The organism is Paenibacillus sp. 01T424, assembly GCF_056398745.1.
In genome coordinates, this window is sequence record NZ_JBFTPZ010000026.1 from 77,382 (window position 1) to 99,296 (window position 21,915).

16 protein-coding genes are annotated in these 21,915 nt (G+C 43.8%); 12 read left to right on the forward strand and 4 right to left on the reverse strand.

Features of this window, described 5'->3' with window-relative positions; all coding sequences use genetic code 11:
- Positions 1 to 26: 26 nt before the first annotated feature.
- Positions 27 to 1,874 (reverse strand): S8 family peptidase, encoded by a 1,848-nt coding sequence (locus tag AC1DPK_RS19535; protein WP_477511378.1) that lies wholly within the window; start codon positions 1,872 to 1,874, stop codon positions 27 to 29.
- 184 nt (positions 1,875 to 2,058) lie between these two features.
- On the opposite strand from AC1DPK_RS19535, the gene AC1DPK_RS19540 reads away from it, so the two are divergent.
- From AC1DPK_RS19540 to AC1DPK_RS19550, 3 genes are read left to right on the forward strand one after another with little or no spacing between them, the layout of a single operon-like run.
- The gene (locus AC1DPK_RS19540; RefSeq protein WP_076266908.1) at positions 2,059 to 2,559 is read left to right on the forward strand and encodes a YpuI family protein; all 501 of its coding nucleotides are present in this window, start codon (positions 2,059 to 2,061) and stop codon (positions 2,557 to 2,559) included.
- Positions 2,560 to 2,613: 54 nt separating this feature from the next.
- Entirely contained in the window at positions 2,614 to 2,826 is a 213-nt protein-coding gene (locus tag AC1DPK_RS19545) for a DUF1540 domain-containing protein (RefSeq protein WP_076266909.1), read from the forward strand.
- Positions 2,827 to 2,832: 6 nt separating this feature from the next.
- A complete protein-coding gene (locus AC1DPK_RS19550) occupies positions 2,833 to 3,249 on the forward strand; it encodes a DUF4190 domain-containing protein (protein ID WP_477511379.1) in 417 nt (138 codons plus the stop codon).
- A gap of 47 nt (positions 3,250 to 3,296) precedes the next feature.
- Here AC1DPK_RS19550 and AC1DPK_RS19555 read toward each other — a convergent pair whose 3' ends face one another.
- The gene (locus tag AC1DPK_RS19555) at positions 3,297 to 3,926 is read right to left on the reverse strand and encodes a GTP pyrophosphokinase (RefSeq protein WP_076266910.1); all 630 of its coding nucleotides are present in this window, start codon (positions 3,924 to 3,926) and stop codon (positions 3,297 to 3,299) included.
- A gap of 157 nt (positions 3,927 to 4,083) precedes the next feature.
- On the opposite strand from AC1DPK_RS19555, the gene AC1DPK_RS19560 reads away from it, so the two are divergent.
- Positions 4,084 to 4,872, forward strand: coding sequence for an ABC transporter ATP-binding protein (locus AC1DPK_RS19560; protein WP_477511380.1), 789 nt, complete (start codon positions 4,084 to 4,086; stop codon positions 4,870 to 4,872).
- The gene (locus tag AC1DPK_RS19565; protein ID WP_477511381.1) at positions 4,863 to 7,187 is read left to right on the forward strand and encodes an alpha/beta hydrolase; all 2,325 of its coding nucleotides are present in this window, start codon (positions 4,863 to 4,865) and stop codon (positions 7,185 to 7,187) included. The genes AC1DPK_RS19560 and AC1DPK_RS19565 overlap by 10 nt, the downstream gene beginning before the upstream one ends.
- Positions 7,188 to 7,278: 91 nt before the next feature.
- Here the strand turns inward: AC1DPK_RS19565 and AC1DPK_RS19570 are convergent, their stop codons facing one another.
- Positions 7,279 to 8,004, reverse strand: a complete 726-nt coding sequence (locus AC1DPK_RS19570; protein WP_339203415.1) for a queuosine precursor transporter — start codon at positions 8,002 to 8,004, stop codon at positions 7,279 to 7,281.
- Between the two features lie 240 nt (positions 8,005 to 8,244).
- Here AC1DPK_RS19570 and helD point away from each other — a divergent pair, with 240 nt between their 5' ends.
- Positions 8,245 to 10,572, forward strand: coding sequence for an RNA polymerase recycling motor HelD (gene helD, locus AC1DPK_RS19575; protein ID WP_477511382.1), 2,328 nt, complete (start codon positions 8,245 to 8,247; stop codon positions 10,570 to 10,572).
- A 2-nt stretch (positions 10,573 to 10,574) separates the two neighbouring features.
- Here helD and AC1DPK_RS19580 read toward each other — a convergent pair whose 3' ends face one another.
- Positions 10,575 to 11,468, reverse strand: a complete 894-nt coding sequence (locus AC1DPK_RS19580; protein ID WP_441886082.1) for a PAS domain-containing protein — start codon at positions 11,466 to 11,468, stop codon at positions 10,575 to 10,577.
- 698 nt (positions 11,469 to 12,166) lie between these two features.
- Here AC1DPK_RS19580 and glgB point away from each other — a divergent pair.
- The 6 genes from glgB to gntK all read left to right on the forward strand — a co-directional run bounded on the left by glgB (position 12,167) and on the right by gntK (position 21,736).
- Positions 12,167 to 14,074 (forward strand): 1,4-alpha-glucan branching protein GlgB, encoded by a 1,908-nt coding sequence (glgB, locus tag AC1DPK_RS19585; protein ID WP_477511383.1) that lies wholly within the window; start codon positions 12,167 to 12,169, stop codon positions 14,072 to 14,074.
- A 16-nt stretch (positions 14,075 to 14,090) separates the two neighbouring features.
- Positions 14,091 to 15,257 carry a glucose-1-phosphate adenylyltransferase gene (locus AC1DPK_RS19590; RefSeq protein WP_477511384.1) on the forward strand — a complete coding sequence of 389 codons (1,167 nt, stop codon included), beginning with the start codon at positions 14,091 to 14,093 and terminating at the stop codon, positions 15,255 to 15,257.
- Positions 15,254 to 16,366 (forward strand): glucose-1-phosphate adenylyltransferase subunit GlgD, encoded by a 1,113-nt coding sequence (gene glgD, locus AC1DPK_RS19595; RefSeq protein ID WP_076266918.1) that lies wholly within the window; start codon positions 15,254 to 15,256, stop codon positions 16,364 to 16,366. Before AC1DPK_RS19590 ends, glgD begins: the two co-directional genes overlap by 4 nt.
- 140 nt (positions 16,367 to 16,506) lie before the next feature.
- Positions 16,507 to 17,973, forward strand: a complete 1,467-nt coding sequence (gene glgA, locus AC1DPK_RS19600; RefSeq protein WP_477511385.1) for a glycogen synthase GlgA — start codon at positions 16,507 to 16,509, stop codon at positions 17,971 to 17,973.
- Complete coding sequence (locus AC1DPK_RS19605; RefSeq protein WP_339203406.1) at positions 17,955 to 19,940, forward strand: glycoside hydrolase family 15 protein; 1,986 nt, start codon at positions 17,955 to 17,957, stop codon at positions 19,938 to 19,940. The genes glgA and AC1DPK_RS19605 overlap by 19 nt, the downstream gene beginning before the upstream one ends.
- A 257-nt stretch (positions 19,941 to 20,197) precedes the next feature.
- On the forward strand, positions 20,198 to 21,736 hold the full coding sequence (gene gntK / locus AC1DPK_RS19610) for a gluconokinase (RefSeq protein WP_477511386.1): 1,539 nt from the start codon (positions 20,198 to 20,200) through the stop codon (positions 21,734 to 21,736).
- Positions 21,737 to 21,915 lie beyond the last annotated feature (179 nt).

The following is a 21,915-nucleotide window of genomic DNA, read 5'->3' on the forward strand; positions in this document are numbered from 1 at the left end:
ATGGGTGCTTTATTGTGTTTGCTGAATTACTTCCCGTACTTATTCATAATCCGATCAAGCCTTCTTTTTACCTGATCGGGATAAGTTTGCAGCGCTCCACCGTATTTTGAAGCAGCTTGCAGTGCTTTATCAACATCGATTTCTCCATAGCCAAAATAATCGTCTTTTCCTTTGGCGCCTAAATCTATAGCTGATTTTCTCATAATTTCCATAACCTCAACGTTGGATAGCTCAGGATTAATGGACCGAATCAATCCTGCCAATGCCGCGACATGGGGACTTGCCATAGATGTGCCGGACAATGCTGCATATTGACTGCCAGGATAGGTGCTCGCAATGCTGTCGCCAGGTGCTGCAACGTCTATATAATCGCCATAGTTGGAAAATGAAGCTTTTTCTTTGCTACTGTTGGTAGCCGCAACAGCGAATACTTCCGGATATGCGGCAGGATAACCCGGTCGATCCGTATTATCGTTACCGCTGGCTGCAATCATGATGACGTCATGGTCATAAGCGTATTTAATCGCGTCATGAAGAAAATCTGCCTGCGCATAGTTGCCTAAGCTCATATTAATGACCTTGGCTCCATGATCGACGGCCCAAATAATACCTTGAGCAACGGAATAAGTGGAGCCTGCACCGCTGCTGTCCAATACTTTAACAGGCATAATTTTGTTATACCATGATAAACCGGCAACACCTTCATTATTGTTAACGGTAGCGCCAATGATGCCAGATACATGGGTTCCGTGGCCAACATCATCATCGGGAGCCGCATTTTCGTCTACAATATTTTTGCCTTCAGCAAGCTTTCCCTTCAAATCCGGGTGATTGCTTTGCACGCCGGTATCAAGCACAGCAATAATAACCTTGTCACTGCCTTTAGATAAACTCCAGCCCTTTTCCGTCTCAATTGATGGCAAATTCCATTGGTACTCTGAGTACAAAGCGTCGTTTGGAACGATTGCGGCTGAGCTCTCATTTGTCATATACAAATAATGTGGTTCTGTATATTCGGTATTCCACGTTTGCTTGAAATAACGGACTAGCTGATCCGTTTCAATATTTCTTGAGCGGAAAATAAAAGTATCTCCGACTTGTTTAACCCACTCCGCATTTATATCACGTTTTACCTGTTCAAGCTCGCTGCCCGAAAGAGGCTTAACGAAATGTACAACGACGTCACGAACATGATAATGACTGGCATTACCGTTATCCTCGCCAGTACGAACAGTCGTATCGATCGTTGAGTTTGGTTTCACGGATTCGATTTTGTAATTTCCTTCAGCCGGGTAAGGTACAAGTCTAAGGTTGCGCATTTGATGATGTTCTACGGATTTCAAAATATCTTGTTTGATGACACCGACCACACCGATTCCACTATGCTTGGAGTCTGGCACACCCAGCACCATATAACGGCTGCCATTTTTGGCTGTGAAAGAAGGGGATTCAAACTTGGCCCCTTTGCTAACTTGTGATTTTGCTTCAGAAACATAAGATTTGACTTTCTGATCTTCTGTTTGTGGGAGGGCTCCTCGATCAACGCTGCGATTGCCCGAAATCCAGCTAATATAAGCCATGTGCGCATGCTCATGCATCATATGCTTGATTTGTTGATCAGCTTCGTTTTTTGATCCCATACTGGAGCTCATCAGCTTCTGAAAATCTTTGGAGCACTCCGTGGAGCAAAGCATCGCTGTCGCTTTCATATCGGATTGCAACGCAGCAATTTTGAGCGTATGCTCGCGTTTTGCAGAAAAACTAGACGTTTGCGGCGGTTTTTTGACGTCTTTAGGGGCAAATATCGGCGTCATTGGTATAAGCAGAGCAGCTAAGGCTAAAATTGTAAGGCCACCAATCCATTTTCTATGCATGCCTGAAACCCTCCATTGATCGTTCTAAATTAGAGCTAAGTCTAATCTATAGGTTCGGATTCCAAGGCTTAAAATATGCGAACGAAAGCGTGAATCGCCAGTACCACTTAAATGTAATTTGTGGTACGATAGTGATGATTGTAGTTTTTACGTGTGTTTGGATTATGAAAGGGGAACTACCTATATGCCAACTGCCAACGTCAAAGCACTAACGGAATCAACTCGCACAAAGCTAAAGGATGCGTTAAGCCAACTGGAACCGTTTCTGAATAACAATTCCTTGCCCCAATTAACCGGCGAAGATGATGGAGAAGAAGCACATACTTTTTACAAAGGCCTTTTATCCGATTTGAGACATTTATTGGTCTTTTCTGAAGTCTCGGTTGAAAAGCTGGGAGTATTGCTCAGACGGCCCAATTTTGATACAGATTATGCGGAACGCGTGCTGTATGAGGTTTACCATCAATGCGTAAGCGCGTTTTTCTATCCGAAGAACGAATGTTATTCTGAAGATGGCCGTTATGCTTATACTGGCCAAGATGCGATTCGTTTCCGCTTTAAACCGAATCGTGATTCTCGTGGTATCGTACTTAGTGTTTCCAAGGTTTTTGAAGAACTGCGTGATGAATTAGCGTATTACGAAAATGATTACATGACTCAGCGTCGTATGCAAGGACAAAAATAAGGCAGAATGAATCACCTCCGGTCAGGGAAACTTGATAGTGGAGGTGATTTTTTTATGCCAAAAGGCGTGTCTTGTAGTGTCGCTAACTGCAACTTCTGGAAAGAAGGCAATAATTGTGGAGCTAGTGAAATCAACATCGAAATCGATCAACATGCAGGCGCCAATTTTAAAGAAGAATTTGCTGCGGATGACCTCGGACTATTTCATCAAGATCAAGCTGAACAATCAAAGTCAACATGCTGCCTTACCTTTAAACCAAAGGAGTGAAGGTCGATGGGTAAATATGAAGACGATTATAAACAATTGTTGGATGATCGAGATCGATCGGAACGAACAAGCCATCCAGTTGTGGGGACGGATCGCTTGATTGATGTAAATGAAGAAATGGCTGCTGATTTTGCAATCACCAATCCAGCGGTTCATACAGAGCGCAGAGAAGACCGTTATGTGGAGAGAGAAGAGCGGGCAGATGCCGAGTCCGGAGGTAATGCTCTTGGATGGGTATCACTTGTGTTTGCAATTGCGTCTTGGTTTCTATGGCCTGTACTCATTGGTGCAACATCAGTCGTACTTGGCTTTATAGCATACCGACAAGGCGCACGCGGACTAGGCGGTTGGTCTATGGCGATCGGAGCAATTGCATTAATGTTAAATTTAATTATCATGCCTTTTTATTACGCGATCACCTAACCGAATAAAAAAAAGCTCCTTCCCGGTAAATCGGGATGGAGCTTTTTTTATTTTAGAGCTTGCTCACGGTGCTTTTGTACTTCCACATTCAAAGCAAGCATCTCCCGATCCAGGAGATGAATCATATCGGCAGAGCCTTTGAGCTGCTGTTGTATATGTAGCGGAATTTGCTCATTGAATTTATAATAGATCTTATGCTCGAGACTTGCCCAGAAATCCATGGCAATCGTTCGAATTTGAATTTCTACAAGCACATTTTCAGTTCGATCGGTAAGGAAGACCGGTATCTCAATAAGCAAATGAATGCTCTGATAACCATTTGGCTTCGGGTTGATGACATAATCCTTGAGCTCAACGACGCGCACGTCGCTTTGCTTGCTAATCATGTCGACGATTTGATAAATATCGGTAGAGAAGGAACAGATTACGCGCACACCAGCAATATCCCGAATATGCTCTTTGGCATCCTCAAGAGTGATAGGGAGCCCTTTGCGCTGAAGCTTCTGCATGACGCTCTCTGGCGCTTTGATTCTGGTCTTCATATGCTCGATCGGATTGTAATCATGAATAAATTGAAATTCTTCATTTAGAATGTTAAGTTTTGTTTCTACAGCATCGAGCGCAAATTTATAAGTCAGAAAAAAATGAGCCCATTGCTTTAGTTGATTCGTTTTCATACGCAGATCACTCCTGATATAACAATTATATATATGTGATTATTAGCTGGAACGGTTTCGACATAAGCGAGAATCGTTGTATTATTATAATGGTCGATATTATATGCCAAGTCAAATTTATAGCATACTTAAAAGTCAACAGATGGGAGAGTTAATCATGATCATAGACATTCATAACGTTTCGTGGGAACAAGATAACAATAAAATTTTGGAACAAATAAGCTGGAAAGTAAACGAAGGTGAGCATTGGTGTTTGCTTGGACTGAACGGTTCTGGCAAAACAACATTGCTGAATATGATTAACGGCTACATTTGGCCATCTGAGGGCAGTATGGCTGTACTTGGGAAAAAATTCGGTGAATTTGATTTACGCGAGCTGAGAAAAAGCATTGGTTGGGTTAGTACTTCATTGCAGCAAAAGCTATATGGCTCTGAGACTGCTCTGAAAATTGTTCTTAGCGGCAAATTTGCAACCATTGGACTATATGATCAAACCGATTCTGCTGACATGATCCAAGCAGAAGAATTAATGAGAACACTTGGCTGTACAGCTTTAATGGAGCGAACATACAACACGCTGTCACAAGGAGAGAAGCAGCGAGTGTTGATCGCAAGAGCGCTGATGGCTTCTCCGAAGCTGTTAATACTGGATGAGCCGTGTACAGGCCTTGATGTATTTGCACGCGAGCAGCTGCTCCAAATGATAGCTGCTGTGGCAGGCGAGCAGAATGCTCCTACCATTATTTACGTGACCCATCACGTGGAAGAGATATTGCCTTGCTTTGCAAAAACGCTTTTAATTAAGAAGGGGAAGGTGTTTGCAGCAAATGACACTTCTGAGGTGCTGACATCCGCACTTATGAGTGATTTTTTTGGAGTGCCTGTCCATATCGAGAAGCGTAATAGCCGAAACTGGATTACTGTTGAGGGGGATTTATGGAATTAGTATTGCAAGAGCCGCAGTTTCAGCTGCAGCAGCCTCCTGAGCCAAAAAGATGGAAAAAAATAATGGCTTGGTTAAAAAATCGATTCGAGCTTAGAAATGAACGAGATCATTATATAGCGAGAATTGCTACAGGAAGCTCAGCTCTATTTGCGTCACTAGCGATGACGGCAGCCGCGCTTGGCATGCCGACTGGACTTGGTACGGCTATTGATATTTTACTTTTTTTAATTTTGAATATCGTTGCTATGAGTCTAGCAGCGAACTTGCTATCATTTATATATTCAATGTTGTATTTACCAATACCACGCAGACTTGCGGCTGTATGGACATACGCTTCGATAGAGGCTTATCTGATTTTGTATTATGCAGAGCTTGGCATACTCATGTCGATTATCATTGCGTTAGCTTTTACCATACTAGGGGCTGCTGCGGGCTGTTTGCTCGGTATCCTCTTAAAGTTAAAAATAAAGCGACGGAGCAAATTTTTGATTATGGTGGGAGCAGCTTCTGTTGCAGCGATCAGCTATCTGTTTGTTTATTGGCCAGGAACTGCAGCTATGTCTCAAACGGCTGACGTCGCGCTGGACAGCGATTCCATTCGCAATACAATAAATGCGCCTGATCCAGCTGAGAATGGGAAGTTTGTATTTCAGGCTTTCACTTATGGAAGCGGGCTGGATAAGCATAGAGTCATTTTTGGCAAAGAGGTTGATGTTCGATCTACGGCAGTTGATGCTTCAGCTTATATTACAGAATGGTCAAAACTGAAAACAAAATTTTGGGGATTTGACGAGCATGCTCTGCCTTTAAATGGGCGTGTCTGGATGCCGGAGGGTGAAGGACCATATCCAATTGCACTTATCGTACATGGCAATCATTTGATGGAGGATTTCTCTGATGGGGGTTATGGCTATTTGGGGGAGCTGCTTGCTAGCCAAGGCATAATAGCCATTTCAGTAGATGAGAATTTTTTAAACTATTCCGTTTGGTCTGGTATACCTAATAATGATATGAAAGTACGCGCTTGGGTACTTCTTAAGCATTTGCAGCAAATTAAACAGTTGAACGAAGAAGTCGGCAATCCTTTTACCGGAAAAGTTGACATAAGCAGGGTTGCATTAATTGGTCATTCCCGCGGGGGCCAAGCAGTAGCTATGGCTTCTGATGCGGATCGCTGGTTTAAAGACGACAAAACATTAGAGAGCTTAAATGATGTTGTAATCGAGTCTGTTGTGGCAATTGCACCAACAGATAAGCAAGTCGATAATAAATCGGCTCAGCTGACCGATGTAAATTACTTGACGCTTCAAGGGGCGCGAGATGCGGATGTAAACAATTTTTACGGTGATCGACAGTACAGCAGAACGAAGTTCCAAGAGTCAACAGATAAGTTTAAGGCAGCTCTTTATATCGCGGATGCTAATCACAGTCAATTTAATTCTGACTGGGGGAGAATGGATGAGCGTCCGCCGGGAGGCCTGTTTTTGAGTCGTAAGGAGCTGCTTGCGGCTGAGGACCAGCGTCAAGTTTCCAAAGTGTATGTATCCGCATTTTTGCAAGCTACTTTGCTAGGAGAAAACAGCTATAAGCAGCTTTTTGAAGATTATCGGTCTGGACTTGATTGGCTCCCAAATACAGCGTATACCAATCGGTTTGAATCGTCCGATTTTACAGAGATTGCTAGGTATGATGATGGCAAGCAAAAAACAGCGCTGAAGAATGGCGGCAAGGCGAGTGTTGCTGGAATGATCGATTGGAGCATCGCATCAGCTGAAGACCGCGATGGCAAAAACAAAGGTACAAAAGGAATCGAGCTGGAATGGTCGGAGCCTGGGGCGGAATATGCTTTGGAATTATCGCCAAAAACGATTGATCAAGCCGCAGAAATAACGGAGGGCAATCTTGTATTTTCGATGGCAAATCTTGAACGTGATTTGATCGCTGTAGAGGATAAAGACAAAGCGGATGCTGCTCATAACGAATTAGAACTCTCTGAACCGCCGCCGCTGCCGGTCATAGAGATTGAGCTTACGACGACTGAAGGCGAGAGTATAGAGCTAGGCTTAGATAAAGTGATGCCTGTGGCGCCGCCAACGTATACTGCCTTTATGGCTTTTCCTTGGCTGGAGGAGCGAATTAAGGATGAGAAATATAAAGAATCTTCGGAGCCCATATTTCAAACCTACACGCTGCCGCTTGAGCTGTTCAGCTCAGACGAATTAGCGATAAAAGCGGATGAGATTAGCCGAATTACGTTTCGTTTTGTAAGTGGACCAGGAAAAGTAATGATTGACGATATTGGGTTTACATCATAGTGAGCAAATAGGAAAGCGGGATGCCTGGCAGTTGGCATCCCGCTTTTACAACCTTATATGAATCATAAGTTACGAGCTTGTCCAGATGGCATCAGCCCGGAAGACTTTCCTTTTCTTCTTTAAAGGTAAAGTTTCTTGCAGCATATAAGAATGGTGTCGAACAAAGGGATACGATAAATTTGATGACATAAGTCGATAAGAAAATAGAGAGCCAAAGCTTGCTGCTATAGCCTGGTGCGCCTGCAAAAGCAATGGTGCAAAATATGAACGTATCGACTAGCTGACTTACCATAGTACTCCCATTATTACGAATCCAGAGCTGATTTGGAGCCGGACATAAACGTTTTAAAGTGGAGTAAATTTTGACGTCCAAAAATTGGCTCACAAAATATGCGCATAAGCTTGCTAGTGCAATTCTTGGCATTAGTCCGAATAACGTTTCCATAGCACCTTGAACCTGCAGAGGAAATTCTTCATTTAACGGATTAAAAAGAAGCGCCATCTGCATAATAATGGTCGAAGTAATAAGCGTGAAGAATCCGAACCAAACGGCTCTTTTGGCCGCTTTTTCGCCATACTTTTCATTAAGAAGATCTGACGCCAAGTAGATAGTTCCGTACATCGTATTGCCAAGCGTTATAGCAATAATCATGCCGAAGGCATGGATATCGATTGTTTTGACGACTTGAATGTTGGCTAACACGGTAGCCATTCCTATCCAAGCGTAAATGCCTACCCGGCCAAAAAAACGATACGAAAGAAGAAATAACGAAAAATGCACGAGCATGAAGATCGCGCCAAACCATAAATTAAACATGTTGCTTGTTACCTCCTAGTTTTGATAACGCGGGAGTTTTCGAACCGCGAATTGCTTGACTGATAAGACTTCTGAGTTGTTTTTCTGCCTTTGTCATTATAAACGCTTCTTAGGAGCGGAGCAATAACTTTTGATTGTTGTTTCATTTAGGCGGCAGAAGATGGTAAAATGGATGTTACGTTTTAAAACATGGTATGCCAAAGACTTGGTTAACCTTACTAATAGTTAAGGAGTGGTAAAGTGACTAATTCTAACGAACAATTGGAACAAGAGCAGCAGCGTGTCATTGACGTGACGGATCTCATCCGCACTCGGATAGAACAATTCAACAATCAGCTTGGCGGCATACGCGAGGATATCGTTGATTTTCGACGTAATTTTTGGGATGATGTAACACTAAATTTTGAAGATGCGGCGGAATCAGCAGAGTCGCATGCCAGCATGAAGCAGCAAGCAGAGGTACTCTCAGAGCGTGAAAGAAGCCATCGCCATGCTGAGGAACAGCTTAAAACACTTTATAAGCTTGAGCATTCTCCATACTTCGGTCGAATTGATCTTCAGGAGGAGGGGCAGTCCAAATCAGAGCCGATTTATTTAGGTGTAGGCTCCTTGCTGGATGAAAGCGGATATGAATACCTTATCTATGACTGGCGTGCTCCCGTGTCGAGTCTTTATTACGATTATGGCCCGGGTCCTGTGCAGTACGAAACGCCAAGCGGCTCGATTGAGGGCGAAATGTCGCTTAAGCGTCAATTTATTATACGTGATGCTGAAATTCGCAGTATGTTCGACACAGGTGTCACAATCGGGGATGAGCTGCTTCAGGAAGTGTTAGGCAAGCAGTCAGATGCCCAAATGAAAAGCATTGTAGCAACGATTCAACGCGAGCAAAATCGCATCATTCGCAACGAGCGCGCAAGGCTTCTTATCGTTCAAGGAGCTGCGGGCAGCGGAAAAACGTCAGCCGCGCTTCAACGAGTGGCCTATTTGCTTTATCGGTATCGCGGCTGGTTAAATGCGAACCAAATCGTTTTATTCTCACCAAACCCAATGTTCAACAGTTATGTGGCGACCGTATTGCCCGAGCTTGGCGAGCAAAATATGCAGCAAACGACCTATCAGCAATATCTCGAGCACAGGCTAGGACAAACGTTTGYCCTAGAGGACCCATTCTCACAAATGGAATATACGCTCGCAGCGGTTAATGAACAAGGCTATGATGCGAGAATAGCTGGAATTACTTATAAATCAAGCAATTCGTTCATGCATTTGATTGATCACTATGCAGCCGAGCTTGGTCAAGAGGGGCTAGCTTTTAAAGCAATTACGTTTATGGGACGAAAATTGATTTCTGCAGCAGCAATTTCGGAGCAATTTTACAGTTTGGAGCGTTCGTCTTCCATTGGAAACCGGATACGCCTTACGGCGGAATGGATACTGAAAGAGCTGACGCGGTTAAGCCGCGAGGAACGGGATCAGGACTGGGTTCAGGAACAGATCGAGCTTCTGGATCAAGAGGCGTATGCGAAGGCGTTTGAAGATCTGGAACGGAAAAAACATTTTGCAGGAAACACATTTGACGATTTTGACGCTGAACGTGATTATTTAGCCGCGATGGTTGTGCAGAAAAAATTCAAGAAGCTGCGCAGACGAGTGAAGCAATTATTGTTTTTGGATGTGCCGGCGATTTATAAGAGACTATTCGAGGATAATGCGAATATGTTGGAGCGATTTAAAAACAGCGATCATCAATTGCCTGAAAAATGGAATGAAATTAGTGAGCAAACGATTGCAAAGCTCAATCAGAAAGAGATTTATTATGAGGATGCTACTCCGTATTTATATTTAAAAGAAAAGCTTGAAGGATTTCAAACGAATACATTGGTTAAACATTTATTTATTGATGAAGCGCAGGACTATTCACCTTTTCAATATCACTATTTAAAACGTATTTTTCCCAACTGCAAAATGACCGTGCTGGGTGATCTCAATCAGTCCATATTTGCTCACGCTGTAACAGGTAATGGCTTCGAGCCGTTATCAGAGCTGTATAGCGAGGAGGAGACAGAGAAGATCATTTTAACAAGAAGCTATCGCTCGACGAAGCCGATTGTGTCATTCACGAGTCGGATGATTGAAGGCGGTGATCAAATTGAGGCCTTCAACCGAGATGGCGCTGAACCAACAATCACTAAAGCAGATAGCGAAATGCAGCTCATAGAGGGAATGCAGGAACGAATGAATCAGCTGCTGCTGGGCGGTTATCAATCGATTGCGGTCATATGTAAAACGGCGGAAGAAAGCAAACGCATGCATGCGTCTTTGCAGCCATACTTTCCTAAGCTCCGCCTTGTAGAAAAGGAAACCGTTACGTTTGAAAAAGGAATTATTGTGATTCCTACTTATTTAGCCAAGGGCGTCGAGTTTGATGCAGTTGTCATTAGCAATGCTAGCAATGAGATCTATTCACGCGAAAGCGAAAGAAAGCTGTTTTACACGGCGTGTACGAGAGCGATGCATGAGCTCCATATTTTCCATACGGGAGAGCTCACGCCGTTCATCAGATAACCTTATTTTCTAATCTCTGACCAAATATCATGAACATCCACTTGAAGCTCCGAAGCTATCAGCTCTGCTGTAAGTCTTTGGGGCTTCAATATTTTCCCGTTGCGGAGCTTGGAAATGGTTTGAATGGAAATACCGGTTGATGAGGATAGATAACCGACGGTTATATCTCTTTTGGCCATCCATATGCGCAGTTTCATCGAAGCTTCGATACAATCATCGACAGGACGCAGATCCCAGATGACGAATGCAAACTCAAGCACGTCGCCAAATCCGTCAATAATAGGTGTAAACGAAACGGACAACTCAAACTCGATCCCGCTTAGCTTGCTTGTCTTAATCGTAATACTCCGCTCTTTTTTTTGCAGGTGAGCCTCTTGTATTATTTTTAAAATTTTACCATGATCCGTTTCCGCAATAAATTGCAGCAGGGTTTCGTCCTGCATTTGCTGGTTAGGCTCAATTTGAAAGGGAGCAAGCCTGTCTCTTAGAAAACGCACATGATGATGTCTATCAATAATTCCGCTGATCAACACTTTATTTCTTTCTGCTTGCTGTTCAATCCAATTGTATGGTGATAGATCTTCGAATATAATGAAGGCATAAAGAAGTTTATTATCAATGCTCCTTGGCAAAGGCTGCAGGTCAATGCGTACAGAGATTTTTCGTTTCGATTTGGTGTAAATATTAACTTCGCTTCTCATCACTTGCCTTGAAATGTTGATCTTGTATTTATGAAGCAAATAGCTGCTTTTTTTGGATTGCAGCTCTTTTAGCGTATAACCGCATAACCTAAGGAAAGCTTGGTTCGCGTCCTCTATGCGCACCTCTATTTCATTTTGACTCATTAGCAGCATAGGCTGATTCATGATTTGAAAAATATGATTGTAAACCGACAATACGAAACACTCCTCTTAAACCCATTCCACGACCCTATAATCAAATAAAAGTATAAAATAGTCGTTCTAAACAAACAAGTCAATGAATTTGGCATTTCGTATTATGTTTCAAAAGTGTTTCATAAGTTTAATTAATTAAACTTGATCGCTGAAACGATACCTTTATGGTGCAAATAGTCATAAGTTGAATCAAAATCACCTGTAACACTCCGCCAGCAGGCTTTATTCTCATTCGGTTTCCCGATAATATGAAAGCAGACAGCCTCAAGTGGAAAAAAAGAGCAGCAGGCTAACACACAGGGGAGACAGAATATGAACCATTGCATCATAGAAAACTGTACAAAGCCGATCAAAGCCAAAGATTTATGTGCAATGCACCATCAACGTTTGCTGCGTCACGGTGATCCTTCCATTGTAAGACCGCGCAGAGTGAAACAAGTTACAAATTGCAAATGGATTAAATGTACTCAACTCTCAAAAACGAAAGGTTTTTGTGCTAAACATTATTACATACAGCGAACGCTGAGTCCTGAAAAAGATTGATGTTACGTAATCTAACACAGATTAATTATTATTGTCGAAATCTATGAAAACGACTGTGTTTTTTTTCAAAACCATGTATAATGTGGATAAAGTGATTCGTGTTTAGATGATTAAAGTACTTGTAATTAATCATCCAACAGGGGGTGAAACCAAGAATGGTTCAAACGGCGCCTATCGGATTATCCATGAAGGATCTCTATTTATTCAACGAAGGAAGTTCTTATCACAGCTACCGTTTTATGGGTGCGCACCGTGTTCAATTGGATGGTAAAAAAGGTGTTCGATTTACGGTTTGGGCACCAAACGCAGCTGAGGTTCGGGTTATTGGCAAATTCAATAAATGGATTGGCAATCGTCATGCAATGGTAAGAATCGGAACGACTGGCGTTTACAGCTTGTTTGTCCCTGGCATTGGTGAAGGCGAATTATACAAGTATGAGATTGTAACCATAGAAGGCAAAATCATTAGAAAAGCTGATCCGTACGCTTTTTTTGCAGAGCGGCGGCCAGGAACGGCATCCATTGTATCGGATTTAGACGGCTACAAATGGGATGATGCAAAGTGGCAGGAGAAGAAGCGCGAGCTTCCTCCATACACGAATCCGCTGCTCATTTATGAGGTGCATGCAGGTTCGTGGAAAATTAAAGGCAAAGAGGATTATTACACGTACGAGGAATTAGCAGATGACTTGATCCCGTATACAGCTGAAATGGGTTATACGCATATCGAGCTTATGCCGCTGTCTGAGCATCCTCTAGATCAATCTTGGGGCTATCAGATTACGGGCTTTTATGCAGCGACGAGTCGATACGGATCTCCGAAGCAGCTGATGCGATTTGTAGATAAATGCCATCAACATGGACTCGGTGTTATTTTGGATTGGGTTCCCGGTCATTTCTGCAAAGATGATCATGGGTTGCGACTTTTTGACGGTACACCTATTTTTGAAGGAGCAGATCCCAATCGAGCGGAGAAGCCGCTCTGGGGGACGCTTGCCTTCGATTTCGAGAAAAAAGAAGTTGTCAGCTTTCTTATTTCAAATGCCATTTACTGGATGGACTTATTTCACATTGATGGGTTGCGTGTTGATGCTGTCGCTAGCATGATCAATTTACACATGGACAAACCGCCGGAAATGCATACATACAACTACCTAGGCGGCCCAGACAACCTAGATGCTCTCCGCTTCCTTAAGAAGCTTAATGAAACTGTGTTTCATTATTACCCCGATACTTTGATGCTCGCAGAAGATTCTTCCGCATGGCCAGCTGTTACATCACCAACCTACAAAGGCGGCCTCGGATTTAATTTTAAATGGAATATGGGCTGGATGAACGATATGCTGCGTTATATGGCACTGGATCCGGCTGAACGTTCGCATCATCACCATCTCATTACATTTTCACTCCTTTATGCTTTTTCGGAAAACTATGTATTGCCTCTATCGCACGACGAAGTTGTTCACGGCAAACGTTCTCTGCTAAACAAAATGCCTGGAAGCTACGAAGAGAAATTCGCACAATTACGTTTGTTCTACGGCTATTGGATTACGCATCCTGGTAAAAAGCTGTTGTTTATGGGCAGTGAATGGGGGCAGTTCGATGAATGGAAGGACGCCGATATGCTGGATTGGATGCTGCTCGAATATGATCTGCATCGCAGCATGCACCATTATGTGAAAGCTCTTAATCATATCTATACTGATCAGCCTTCATTATGGGAGAGAGACAGCCAGGCGGATTGCTTCGAATGGATTGATGTTCATAATGCAGCACAATCTGTCATATCCTTTATCCGCCGTGGAAATACTGATTTCTCCGTTGTTATTGCTAATTTTTCTAGGAACGATTATAAACAGTTCCGTATTGGTGTTCCAGAGCCAGGTTTCTACAGCTCTTTAATAAATAGCAATGAGAAGCCATATGGCGGAACGGTAACACAGGCACAACAAGGCTACACCAGTGAAAACGTCGCTTGGCACGGTCACAATCAAAGCATTACGCTTCACTTACCCCCCCTGACATTCCAGATCTTCAGCTTAGATCCGGGGAACACAATTTGAGAGGGAGTTGGTGTCCATGGGCCGAAAAGAAATGATCGCTATGCTGCTTGCAGGAGGCGAAGGGAAAAGGCTGGGCGTGCTAACAAAGGATTTAGCTAAGCCTGCAGTCTATTTTGGCGGTAAATACAGAATAATTGATTTTACGTTAAGCAATTGCGCACACTCGGGAATTGACACTGTGGGCGTACTAACGCAATATCAACCGCTGGAGCTCAATCGTTATCTTGGCATTGGCAGTCCATGGGGACTTGACCGCCGTGATGGCGGCATGACCATTTTGCCGCCATTTATGAAACAAAAAGGCGGCGTATGGTATAAAGGCACGGCAAATGCAATTTATCAAAATATGTCCTTTATTGAACCTTACAATCCTGAGTATGTACTTATCATTTCAGGAGACCACATTTACAAAATGGATTATGATTTAATGCTCCAGCATCATAAGCGTTCAGGAGCAGACGTGACGATTGCCGGGATAGAGGTAGATTGGAAAGAAGCAAGCCGTTTTGGTGTTATGCACATCGATGATGAGGATCGAATTACGGCTTTTGAGGAAAAACCGAAAAACCCGACTAGCAACATCGCTTCCATGGGCGTATATATTTTCACATGGTCTGAGCTCCAAAAGTATTTGATTTATGATGAAGCAAGCCGCAGCTCCAGTCACGATTTTGGCAAGGATCTTATTCCAGCCATGATGAGAGACGGGAAACGGCTGCATTCATATCCGTTTAAGGGCTATTGGAAAGATGTTGGTACAATCGAGAGTTTATGGGAAGCGAATATGGATTTACTTGCTGATGAGCCACCGCTTGAGCTTGCCGATGCCGATTGGCGCATTTATTCGGTAAATCCAAATCAGCCAGCACAACATATTGGCGCAAGTGCACAGGTTTCTTCTTCTTTAATAACAGAAGGGTGCATGATTGAAGGGGTTGTTGATCGCTCGGTATTGTTCTACGGCGTTAAAGCAGCCCAAAACACAGTCATTACGGAATCAGTCGTCATGCCTAATGTAAGAATAGGTGAAGGCGCACGCATTTATAGAGCGATTATTGGCGAAGGAGCCGTCATTCAAGCGGGTGTAACGATTGGAAGCCCAGATGATGATGCCATTACCGTTATAGCAGTGGATCAATATGTGACGAACGAACATTTGCTGCAGGAGGTGGAGCACTCATGAAGCATAAAGTCATGGGCGTCATCAATTTAATTCATGAAACTGACGAGCTGGAACATTTAACACAAAGCCGCTGCCTTGCAACTGTCCCCTTTGGCGCGAGATATCGATTGATTGATTTTGTACTGTCGAGCATGGTTAACTCCGGAATCTCCAAGGTTGCCGTTTTTGCGCATACGAAATACCGCTCACTTATGGATCATTTGGGTTCAGGAAAACATTGGGATTTGCAGCATCGTCAAAGCGGATTATTTGTGCTCCCGCCAGCAACTGACGACATTCAAGAAATTAGCCGTGGAGATTTGTACCATTTCTATCAACAGCGTGATTATTTTAATCGGTCATCACTCGACTATGTTGTCATTACACGCAGCCACATGGTTTGCAATATCGATTTCGAGAAGGTTATCGATTTTCATTTGGAGCGGGAAGCTGACATCACCGTTGTGTGTAAGCAGCAGGCTGATATATTAATGGGCAAAGCTCGTAAAGTGAAGTTGAATGACGAAGGCAGAATCACCGCCATTCAGGATCACTATGGCCGGATGTCTAGTGACATCAATTCTATGGAAATGTACGTTATGCGCAAAGAGCTGCTGATGGAACTAGTAGAGACCTCGCTTGCTCAAGGCCAGGATCATCTGGTTCGCCACGCGATATTCTCTAGGCTGAATCAGCTTAATGTATATGGGTATATGTATGAGGGATATTTGGGTGTAGTTAATACGCTTAGCAGCTATTATCGCAATAATATGAATTTATTAGATCCGGATGTTTGGAAGGAACTATTTTATCAGCCGGGTTCCATATTTACGAAGGTTAAGGATGAGCCTCCTGCCCGGTATTTGGGTAATTCCAAAGTTACGAATTCGTTAATTGCAAACGGCTGCCGTATTGAGGGTACCGTAGTGAACAGCATAATTTTCCGCGGCGTACATGTACAGAAGGGCGCTATCGTAAGCAATAGCATCGTTATGCAAAATGGCGTTATCGGAGAAAATAGCTTTTTACAGCACAGTATTTTGGACAAAGACGTTCGCGTTGAAGCGGATCGTGATATTAGGGGAGCGGCAAGCTCGCCATTCTTAGCAGGAAAACGGAAAATTATTTAATATAAGCAATCATTACGGTCATCCAATTCAAGCTTTTATTTGCCGCGAAAAAATGCAATTTACCACGATCGGAAAATAAAATCAGATTCCAGTTGGGTTCATGCATTGCTGATGCGGCGTCCATGAGAAAGGAGAATCCTATGAACATTTTGTTCGCAACCTCAGAAGCTGTACCGCTTGCGAAGACTGGCGGTCTCGCCGACGTTGCAGGGGCGCTCCCCAAGGCGCTGAATAAGCGGGGCGTTGATACCAGAGTCGTATTGCCGAAATATGCACAAATTCCTGCTGCACTTATCGGGCAGTTTGAGCTTGTTACTCATTTTAACGTGTCGTTTGGCTGGCGCAATCAATATTGCGGTTTGCTTAGAGCGGAGTTTGACGGCATTACTTATTATTTAATCGATAACGAGTTTTATTTTAAAAGAGATGGGCTTTATGGTTACGGGGATGATGCGGAAAGGTTTGTATTCTTCTGCTTTGCTGTGATGGAAGCGGTACGGTATATGGAATTCCATCCAGATATCGTTCATTGCCACGATTGGCAAACGGGACTCATTCCGTTTCTCCTAAAGACAAGATATTATTATGATCCGGCTTGGGCGTATACCAAATCCGTATTTACGATTCACAATTTAAAATATCAAGGTTTATTTGGAATTGATCTCCTGAAGGATTTGCTTGGAGCCGGTGATGATATGTTTCTGGAGGACAGCTTGGAATTTCATGGAGCAGGCAGCTGTATGAAAGGCGGCCTCGTGTATGCCGACAAGCTGACGACTGTGAGCGGTACGTATGCTCAAGAAATTCAAACCGATTATTTCGGCGAGAGGCTGGATTCTCTGCTCCGGTATCGTTCAGGCGATTTAATCGGGATTGTGAATGGCATTGATGATGAGCTGTTTGATCCGATGAATGACGAAGCTATTGCCATTCCTTTCCGAAATGCCTTGAATCGCAAAAGAAAAAATAAAGTGGAGCTCCAGCGTGAGCTAGGGCTCCATCAGTCCGAAGATATACCGCTTATCGGAATCGTTTCAAGATTGGTGGAGCAAAAGGGCTTTGATTTAATCACGGCAACATTTGAAGAACTGCTCCAAGAAGACGTGCAATTTGTAATATTAGGTGCGGGTGATTGGCAATATGAGCAATTTTTCAATGATGCCGCTTCTCGTCATCCGGGTAAGGTTGCTGTATGGATCGGTTATGATGATAGACTAGCGCGCCGAATTTATGCAGGCTCGGACATGTTCGCCATGCCTTCGCAATTCGAGCCATGCGGCTTGAGTCAACTTCTTGCGCTGCGCTATCGTTCCGTCCCGATTGTCCGCGAGACAGGAGGACTAAAGGACACGGTACAAGCCTATAACGAATATACTGGCGAAGGTAACGGCTTCAGCTTTACGAATTACAATGCGCACGACTATATGAATACCGTGCGCAGAGCGCTGGCTCTTTATCGTAATCAGGAAGTCTGGAAGCAAATCGTGAGTAATGGCAGCAACGAGGATTACAGCTGGAATCGGTCTGCCAAAGCCTATATATCCGTTTACTCACAACTTTTAGCGCATCGAAAGGAGAACGAAGAATCATGGCCCGTCATCTTGTAATCGGCAACGGTAAGATGCTCCTTAATTTGGATCAACATTGTTTTATTCGGGATATTTATTATCCATTCGTTGGGCAGTTAAATCACGTAGGCGGACAATATTGCCGCTTAGGCGTATGGGTAGAAGGTGCCTTTAGCTGGCTGGATGAGCCGGGATGGAAGTTTGATCTAGATTATATTGAGGATTCTTTGGTTACGAATATTACGGCTAAGCACGATGGTTTAGGCATCGAGCTTTATATGAACGACGGGATTCATCAGCGGGAATGCATTTATATCAAACGGGTAGTCATTCGTAATAAAACGAATGATACAAAAGAAGTACGCTTGTTTTTCCATCAGGACTTGATGATCGACGGGACAGAGGTTGGAGATACCGCTGTTTATTATCCTGAAAATCACACGCTGTATCACTACAAACGCAATAATTACTTTATGTTCAACGGTTTCTCAGATGAAGGCGGCATGACGCAGTATTCTACAGGAATCAAGAGGTTCCAGTCCGCTGAAGGAACATGGCGTGACGCGGAGGACGGCGTGCTTATGGGCAATTCGATTGCCCAGGGTTCCGTTGACAGCACGATCAGCTTCCGAACAGTCGTTGCTCCAAACAGCGAAAAAACCATTTATTATTGGATGTCAATCGGCCAAAATCTTGAGGAAGTCAAAGAGCTAAACCAGTATGTTCAGGAGAATCATCCGGAGAAGCTGCTTAGCCGGATGGTTATTTACTGGAAGCACTGGCTTCGCCGAGCAGAATCAGATCTTGGTGATCTGCCGCATGATGTGGTGAAGATGTTCAAACAAAGCTTGCTTCTCGTAAGAACACAGGTGGATGAAAGAGGCGCTATATTAGCTGCCAACGATACGGATATCCTGCAATACAATCGAGACCATTACAGCTATATGTGGCCGCGTGACGGCGCTCTTATTGCAGATGCGATGTCTATGGCAGGGTATCAGAGTGTAATAGCTCCTTTTTTCCATTTTTGTGCACAGGCTTTGTCCCCTGAAGGGTATTTGTATCACAAATACAATCCAGATGGAACAGTAGGCTCAAGCTGGCATCCGTATATCGTACAGGGCAGCAGAAGATTGCCTATACAAGAGGATGAAACCGCACTCGTGTTATTCGCATTGTGGAAGGATTACTCGCGGAATCAAGTGATTGAGCTGCCGCAGTCCTTATATAGCAACCTGATTCGCAAGGCTGCTACTTTTTTGACCTCGTACATGGAGCCTTCCTTGTCACTGCCGAAACCGAGCTATGACTTGTGGGAGGAGCGCTACGGCATCTGGACGTATACCGCCGCATCTGTATATGGCGGTTTAATGGCTGCATCGTTTTTCACAGATCTATTTGGCGATTATGAGCGCAGCGATCTTTACAAAAGCACAGCAGAAACAATTAAACATGGCATTGTAACTAATTTGTGGGATGAAGAAACCGGTCGATTCGCCAGAGGACTTATTCAGAAGGATAATCGCTGGGTGAAGGATATGACGCTCGAGAGCAGCTTGTTCGGCGTTCTGGAATTTGGCGTGCTTCCTGTTGATGATTATCGTGTCGTGCAGACGATGCATGCGATTAAGGAAGGGCTGCAGGTCAAAACCCATATCGGAGGCATCGCCCGTTACACGAACGATTATTATTTCCAGCAAACAGGTGAAATTGACAAGGTTCCAGGAAACCCTTGGATTATTTGTACGCTATGGGTAGCTAACTTTGAGATTGATTCCGCCAAAACGCTTCAAGAGCTGGAAAGCCCGCGCAGTACGCTGCAATGGGTATCTGATCATGCACTGCAAAGCGGATTGCTGCCGGAGCAGCTTAATCCTTACGACGGAACGCCGCTATCAGTAGCGCCGCTAACTTGGTCGCATGCAACCGTCGTACACAGCGTGAGCAAATATGCAGAGAAATATAAACGTCTTCGTCTGGAAGCGGAGGCTAACGGTTTACTTTAAAGTTTTCATAACTGGAAGCGAAATGAAAAGAAGAACCTGAGTGCAGTAATCTCGCATTCAGGTTCTTTTTTGTTCTATTTTTACGAGAGAGAATCGCTGAATAAAACAATTATTACTTCTCAATCTATCGATCACATGCAGTTCATTCGTATAGAAACGGGTTGAATAATTGCTGTAATAACGATATTGTAGCAATTACAGGGTAAACGATTATAAAGCCAGATGTTGTTTTGGCAATTGTATGCGGAGGTACAAGGATGAGTACAAAATATGTTATCGGTGTTGATATAGGAACGACAAGCACGAAGGCAGTACTCTTTACGGCCAAAGGTGTCATAGTCGCAAGCCATGGTATTGAATATCCGCTGCATTCTCCTTCGCCAGCTATTGCGGAGCAGGACCCGGATGAAATTTTTAATGCTGTGTTAGGCACTATTGGTCAAGCTGTTGCGAAAAGCAACGTGCAGCAAGAAGATATTTTATGTGTTTCATTCAGTTCGGCAATGCATAGCGTGATCGCTGTGGATCAACAAGGGACGCCAATATCAAGGTGCATAACTTGGGCAGACAATCGGAGTATCGAATGGACGAATAAAATTAAAAATGAATGGAATGGCCATGAAATCTATTTGCGTACAGGCACTCCCATTCATCCGATGTCTCCGTTATCCAAGCTTACCTGGCTGCGTCATGATCATAAGGAGTTATTCGATCGTACATACAAATTTATTTCGATAAAAGAGTACGTTTTCTTCAAGCTGTTCGGACGTTATGTCATCGATTATTCGATTGCATCAGCAACAGGCCTGTTCCATTTGAACAATTTGCAATGGGATGAGGAAGCGCTTCGTGTTGCTGGCGTTACGGCAGATCGGCTTTCGGAGCTTGTGCCGACAACGTATAAGCTGGAGGGGTTGGAAGAGCAGTTTGCGAAGCTGATGAATTTGCAGCCAAACACACCATTTATAGTAGGCGCTAGTGATGGCGTACTCTCCAATTTGGGTGTCAATGCGATTAAGCCTGGCGTAGTTGCCGTTACAATCGGTACGAGCGGTGCTATACGAGCGGTAACGGACAAGCCTGTAACTGATCCGAAGGGCCGTATTTTTTGCTATGCTTTAACTGAGAAGCACTGGGTTATCGGGGGACCAGTGAATAACGGAGGAATGATTTTTCGCTGGGTTCGCGATCAGATCGGTACGGAAGAAGTTATTACGGCTAAAGAAAGAGGTATCGATCCCTATGAGCTGCTAACGGAGCTCGCTGCGAAGGCGAAACCGGGTTCTGAGGGTCTTATTTTCCATCCTTATTTGTCAGGCGAACGTGCTCCGCTTTGGGATGCGAATGCGCGTGGTTCATATTTTGGGCTGGGACTTCATCATAAGAAAGAGCATTTAGTTCGCGCAGCGTTAGAAGGAGTCATTTATAATTTATATAGCGTACTCATGGCACTTGAAGAATTGACAGGCAAACCTACTCAAATTCAAGCAACAGGAGGGTTTGCGAGGTCAGAGCTTTGGCGCCAGATGATGGCTGACATATTTGATCAAGAATTGCATGTGCCTGAGAGTATTGAAAGCTCTTGTCTTGGCGCGGTTATTCTGGGGTTATACAGCTTGGGCGAGGTGGATTCACTGGACGTCGTTGCGGATATGGTAGGAGGTTCGCATTTTCATTTGCCCAATAAACAAAATGCCGAAATTTATGCCGAGCTCATGCGGATCTACATCCGAGTTTCTCGTTTATTAACAGAGGAATACGCAAATATTGCAGCTTTTCAACAAAAATATGTTTAATTCATATCGCAAAAACAGCCGAGCAGCTATGGAGGCCACTGAAAAAGTCCGTTAGATATAAAGGCACAGACCCTCAATATTTTGAGGGCGCTGTGCCTTTTTTCTTGTATACTTTCAGTATCACGTCGGAAGGGTGAATATCATGTTCCAGCCTCAACTCTCATTTGCACTTAGTCCGT

Excerpts from the sequence above, each read along its gene's own strand:
- AC1DPK_RS19535 (WP_477511378.1), bottom strand. The coding sequence starts at position 1,874 with ATGCATAGAAAATGGATTGGTGGCCTTACAATTTTAGCCTTAGCTGCT.
- AC1DPK_RS19540 (WP_076266908.1), top strand. The coding sequence starts at position 2,059 with ATGCCAACTGCCAACGTCAAAGCACTAACGGAATCAACTCGCACAAAG.
- AC1DPK_RS19545 (WP_076266909.1), top strand. The coding sequence starts at position 2,614 with ATGCCAAAAGGCGTGTCTTGTAGTGTCGCTAACTGCAACTTCTGGAAA.
- AC1DPK_RS19550 (WP_477511379.1), top strand. The coding sequence starts at position 2,833 with ATGGGTAAATATGAAGACGATTATAAACAATTGTTGGATGATCGAGAT.
- AC1DPK_RS19555 (WP_076266910.1), bottom strand. The coding sequence starts at position 3,926 with ATGAAAACGAATCAACTAAAGCAATGGGCTCATTTTTTTCTGACTTAT.
- AC1DPK_RS19560 (WP_477511380.1), top strand. The coding sequence starts at position 4,084 with ATGATCATAGACATTCATAACGTTTCGTGGGAACAAGATAACAATAAA.
- AC1DPK_RS19565 (WP_477511381.1), top strand. The coding sequence starts at position 4,863 with ATGGAATTAGTATTGCAAGAGCCGCAGTTTCAGCTGCAGCAGCCTCCT.
- AC1DPK_RS19570 (WP_339203415.1), bottom strand. The coding sequence starts at position 8,004 with ATGTTTAATTTATGGTTTGGCGCGATCTTCATGCTCGTGCATTTTTCG.
- glgB (WP_477511383.1), top strand. The coding sequence starts at position 12,167 with ATGGTTCAAACGGCGCCTATCGGATTATCCATGAAGGATCTCTATTTA.
- AC1DPK_RS19590 (WP_477511384.1), top strand. The coding sequence starts at position 14,091 with ATGGGCCGAAAAGAAATGATCGCTATGCTGCTTGCAGGAGGCGAAGGG.
- glgD (WP_076266918.1), top strand. The coding sequence starts at position 15,254 with ATGAAGCATAAAGTCATGGGCGTCATCAATTTAATTCATGAAACTGAC.
- glgA (WP_477511385.1), top strand. The coding sequence starts at position 16,507 with ATGAACATTTTGTTCGCAACCTCAGAAGCTGTACCGCTTGCGAAGACT.
- AC1DPK_RS19605 (WP_339203406.1), top strand. The coding sequence starts at position 17,955 with ATGGCCCGTCATCTTGTAATCGGCAACGGTAAGATGCTCCTTAATTTG.
- gntK (WP_477511386.1), top strand. The coding sequence starts at position 20,198 with ATGAGTACAAAATATGTTATCGGTGTTGATATAGGAACGACAAGCACG.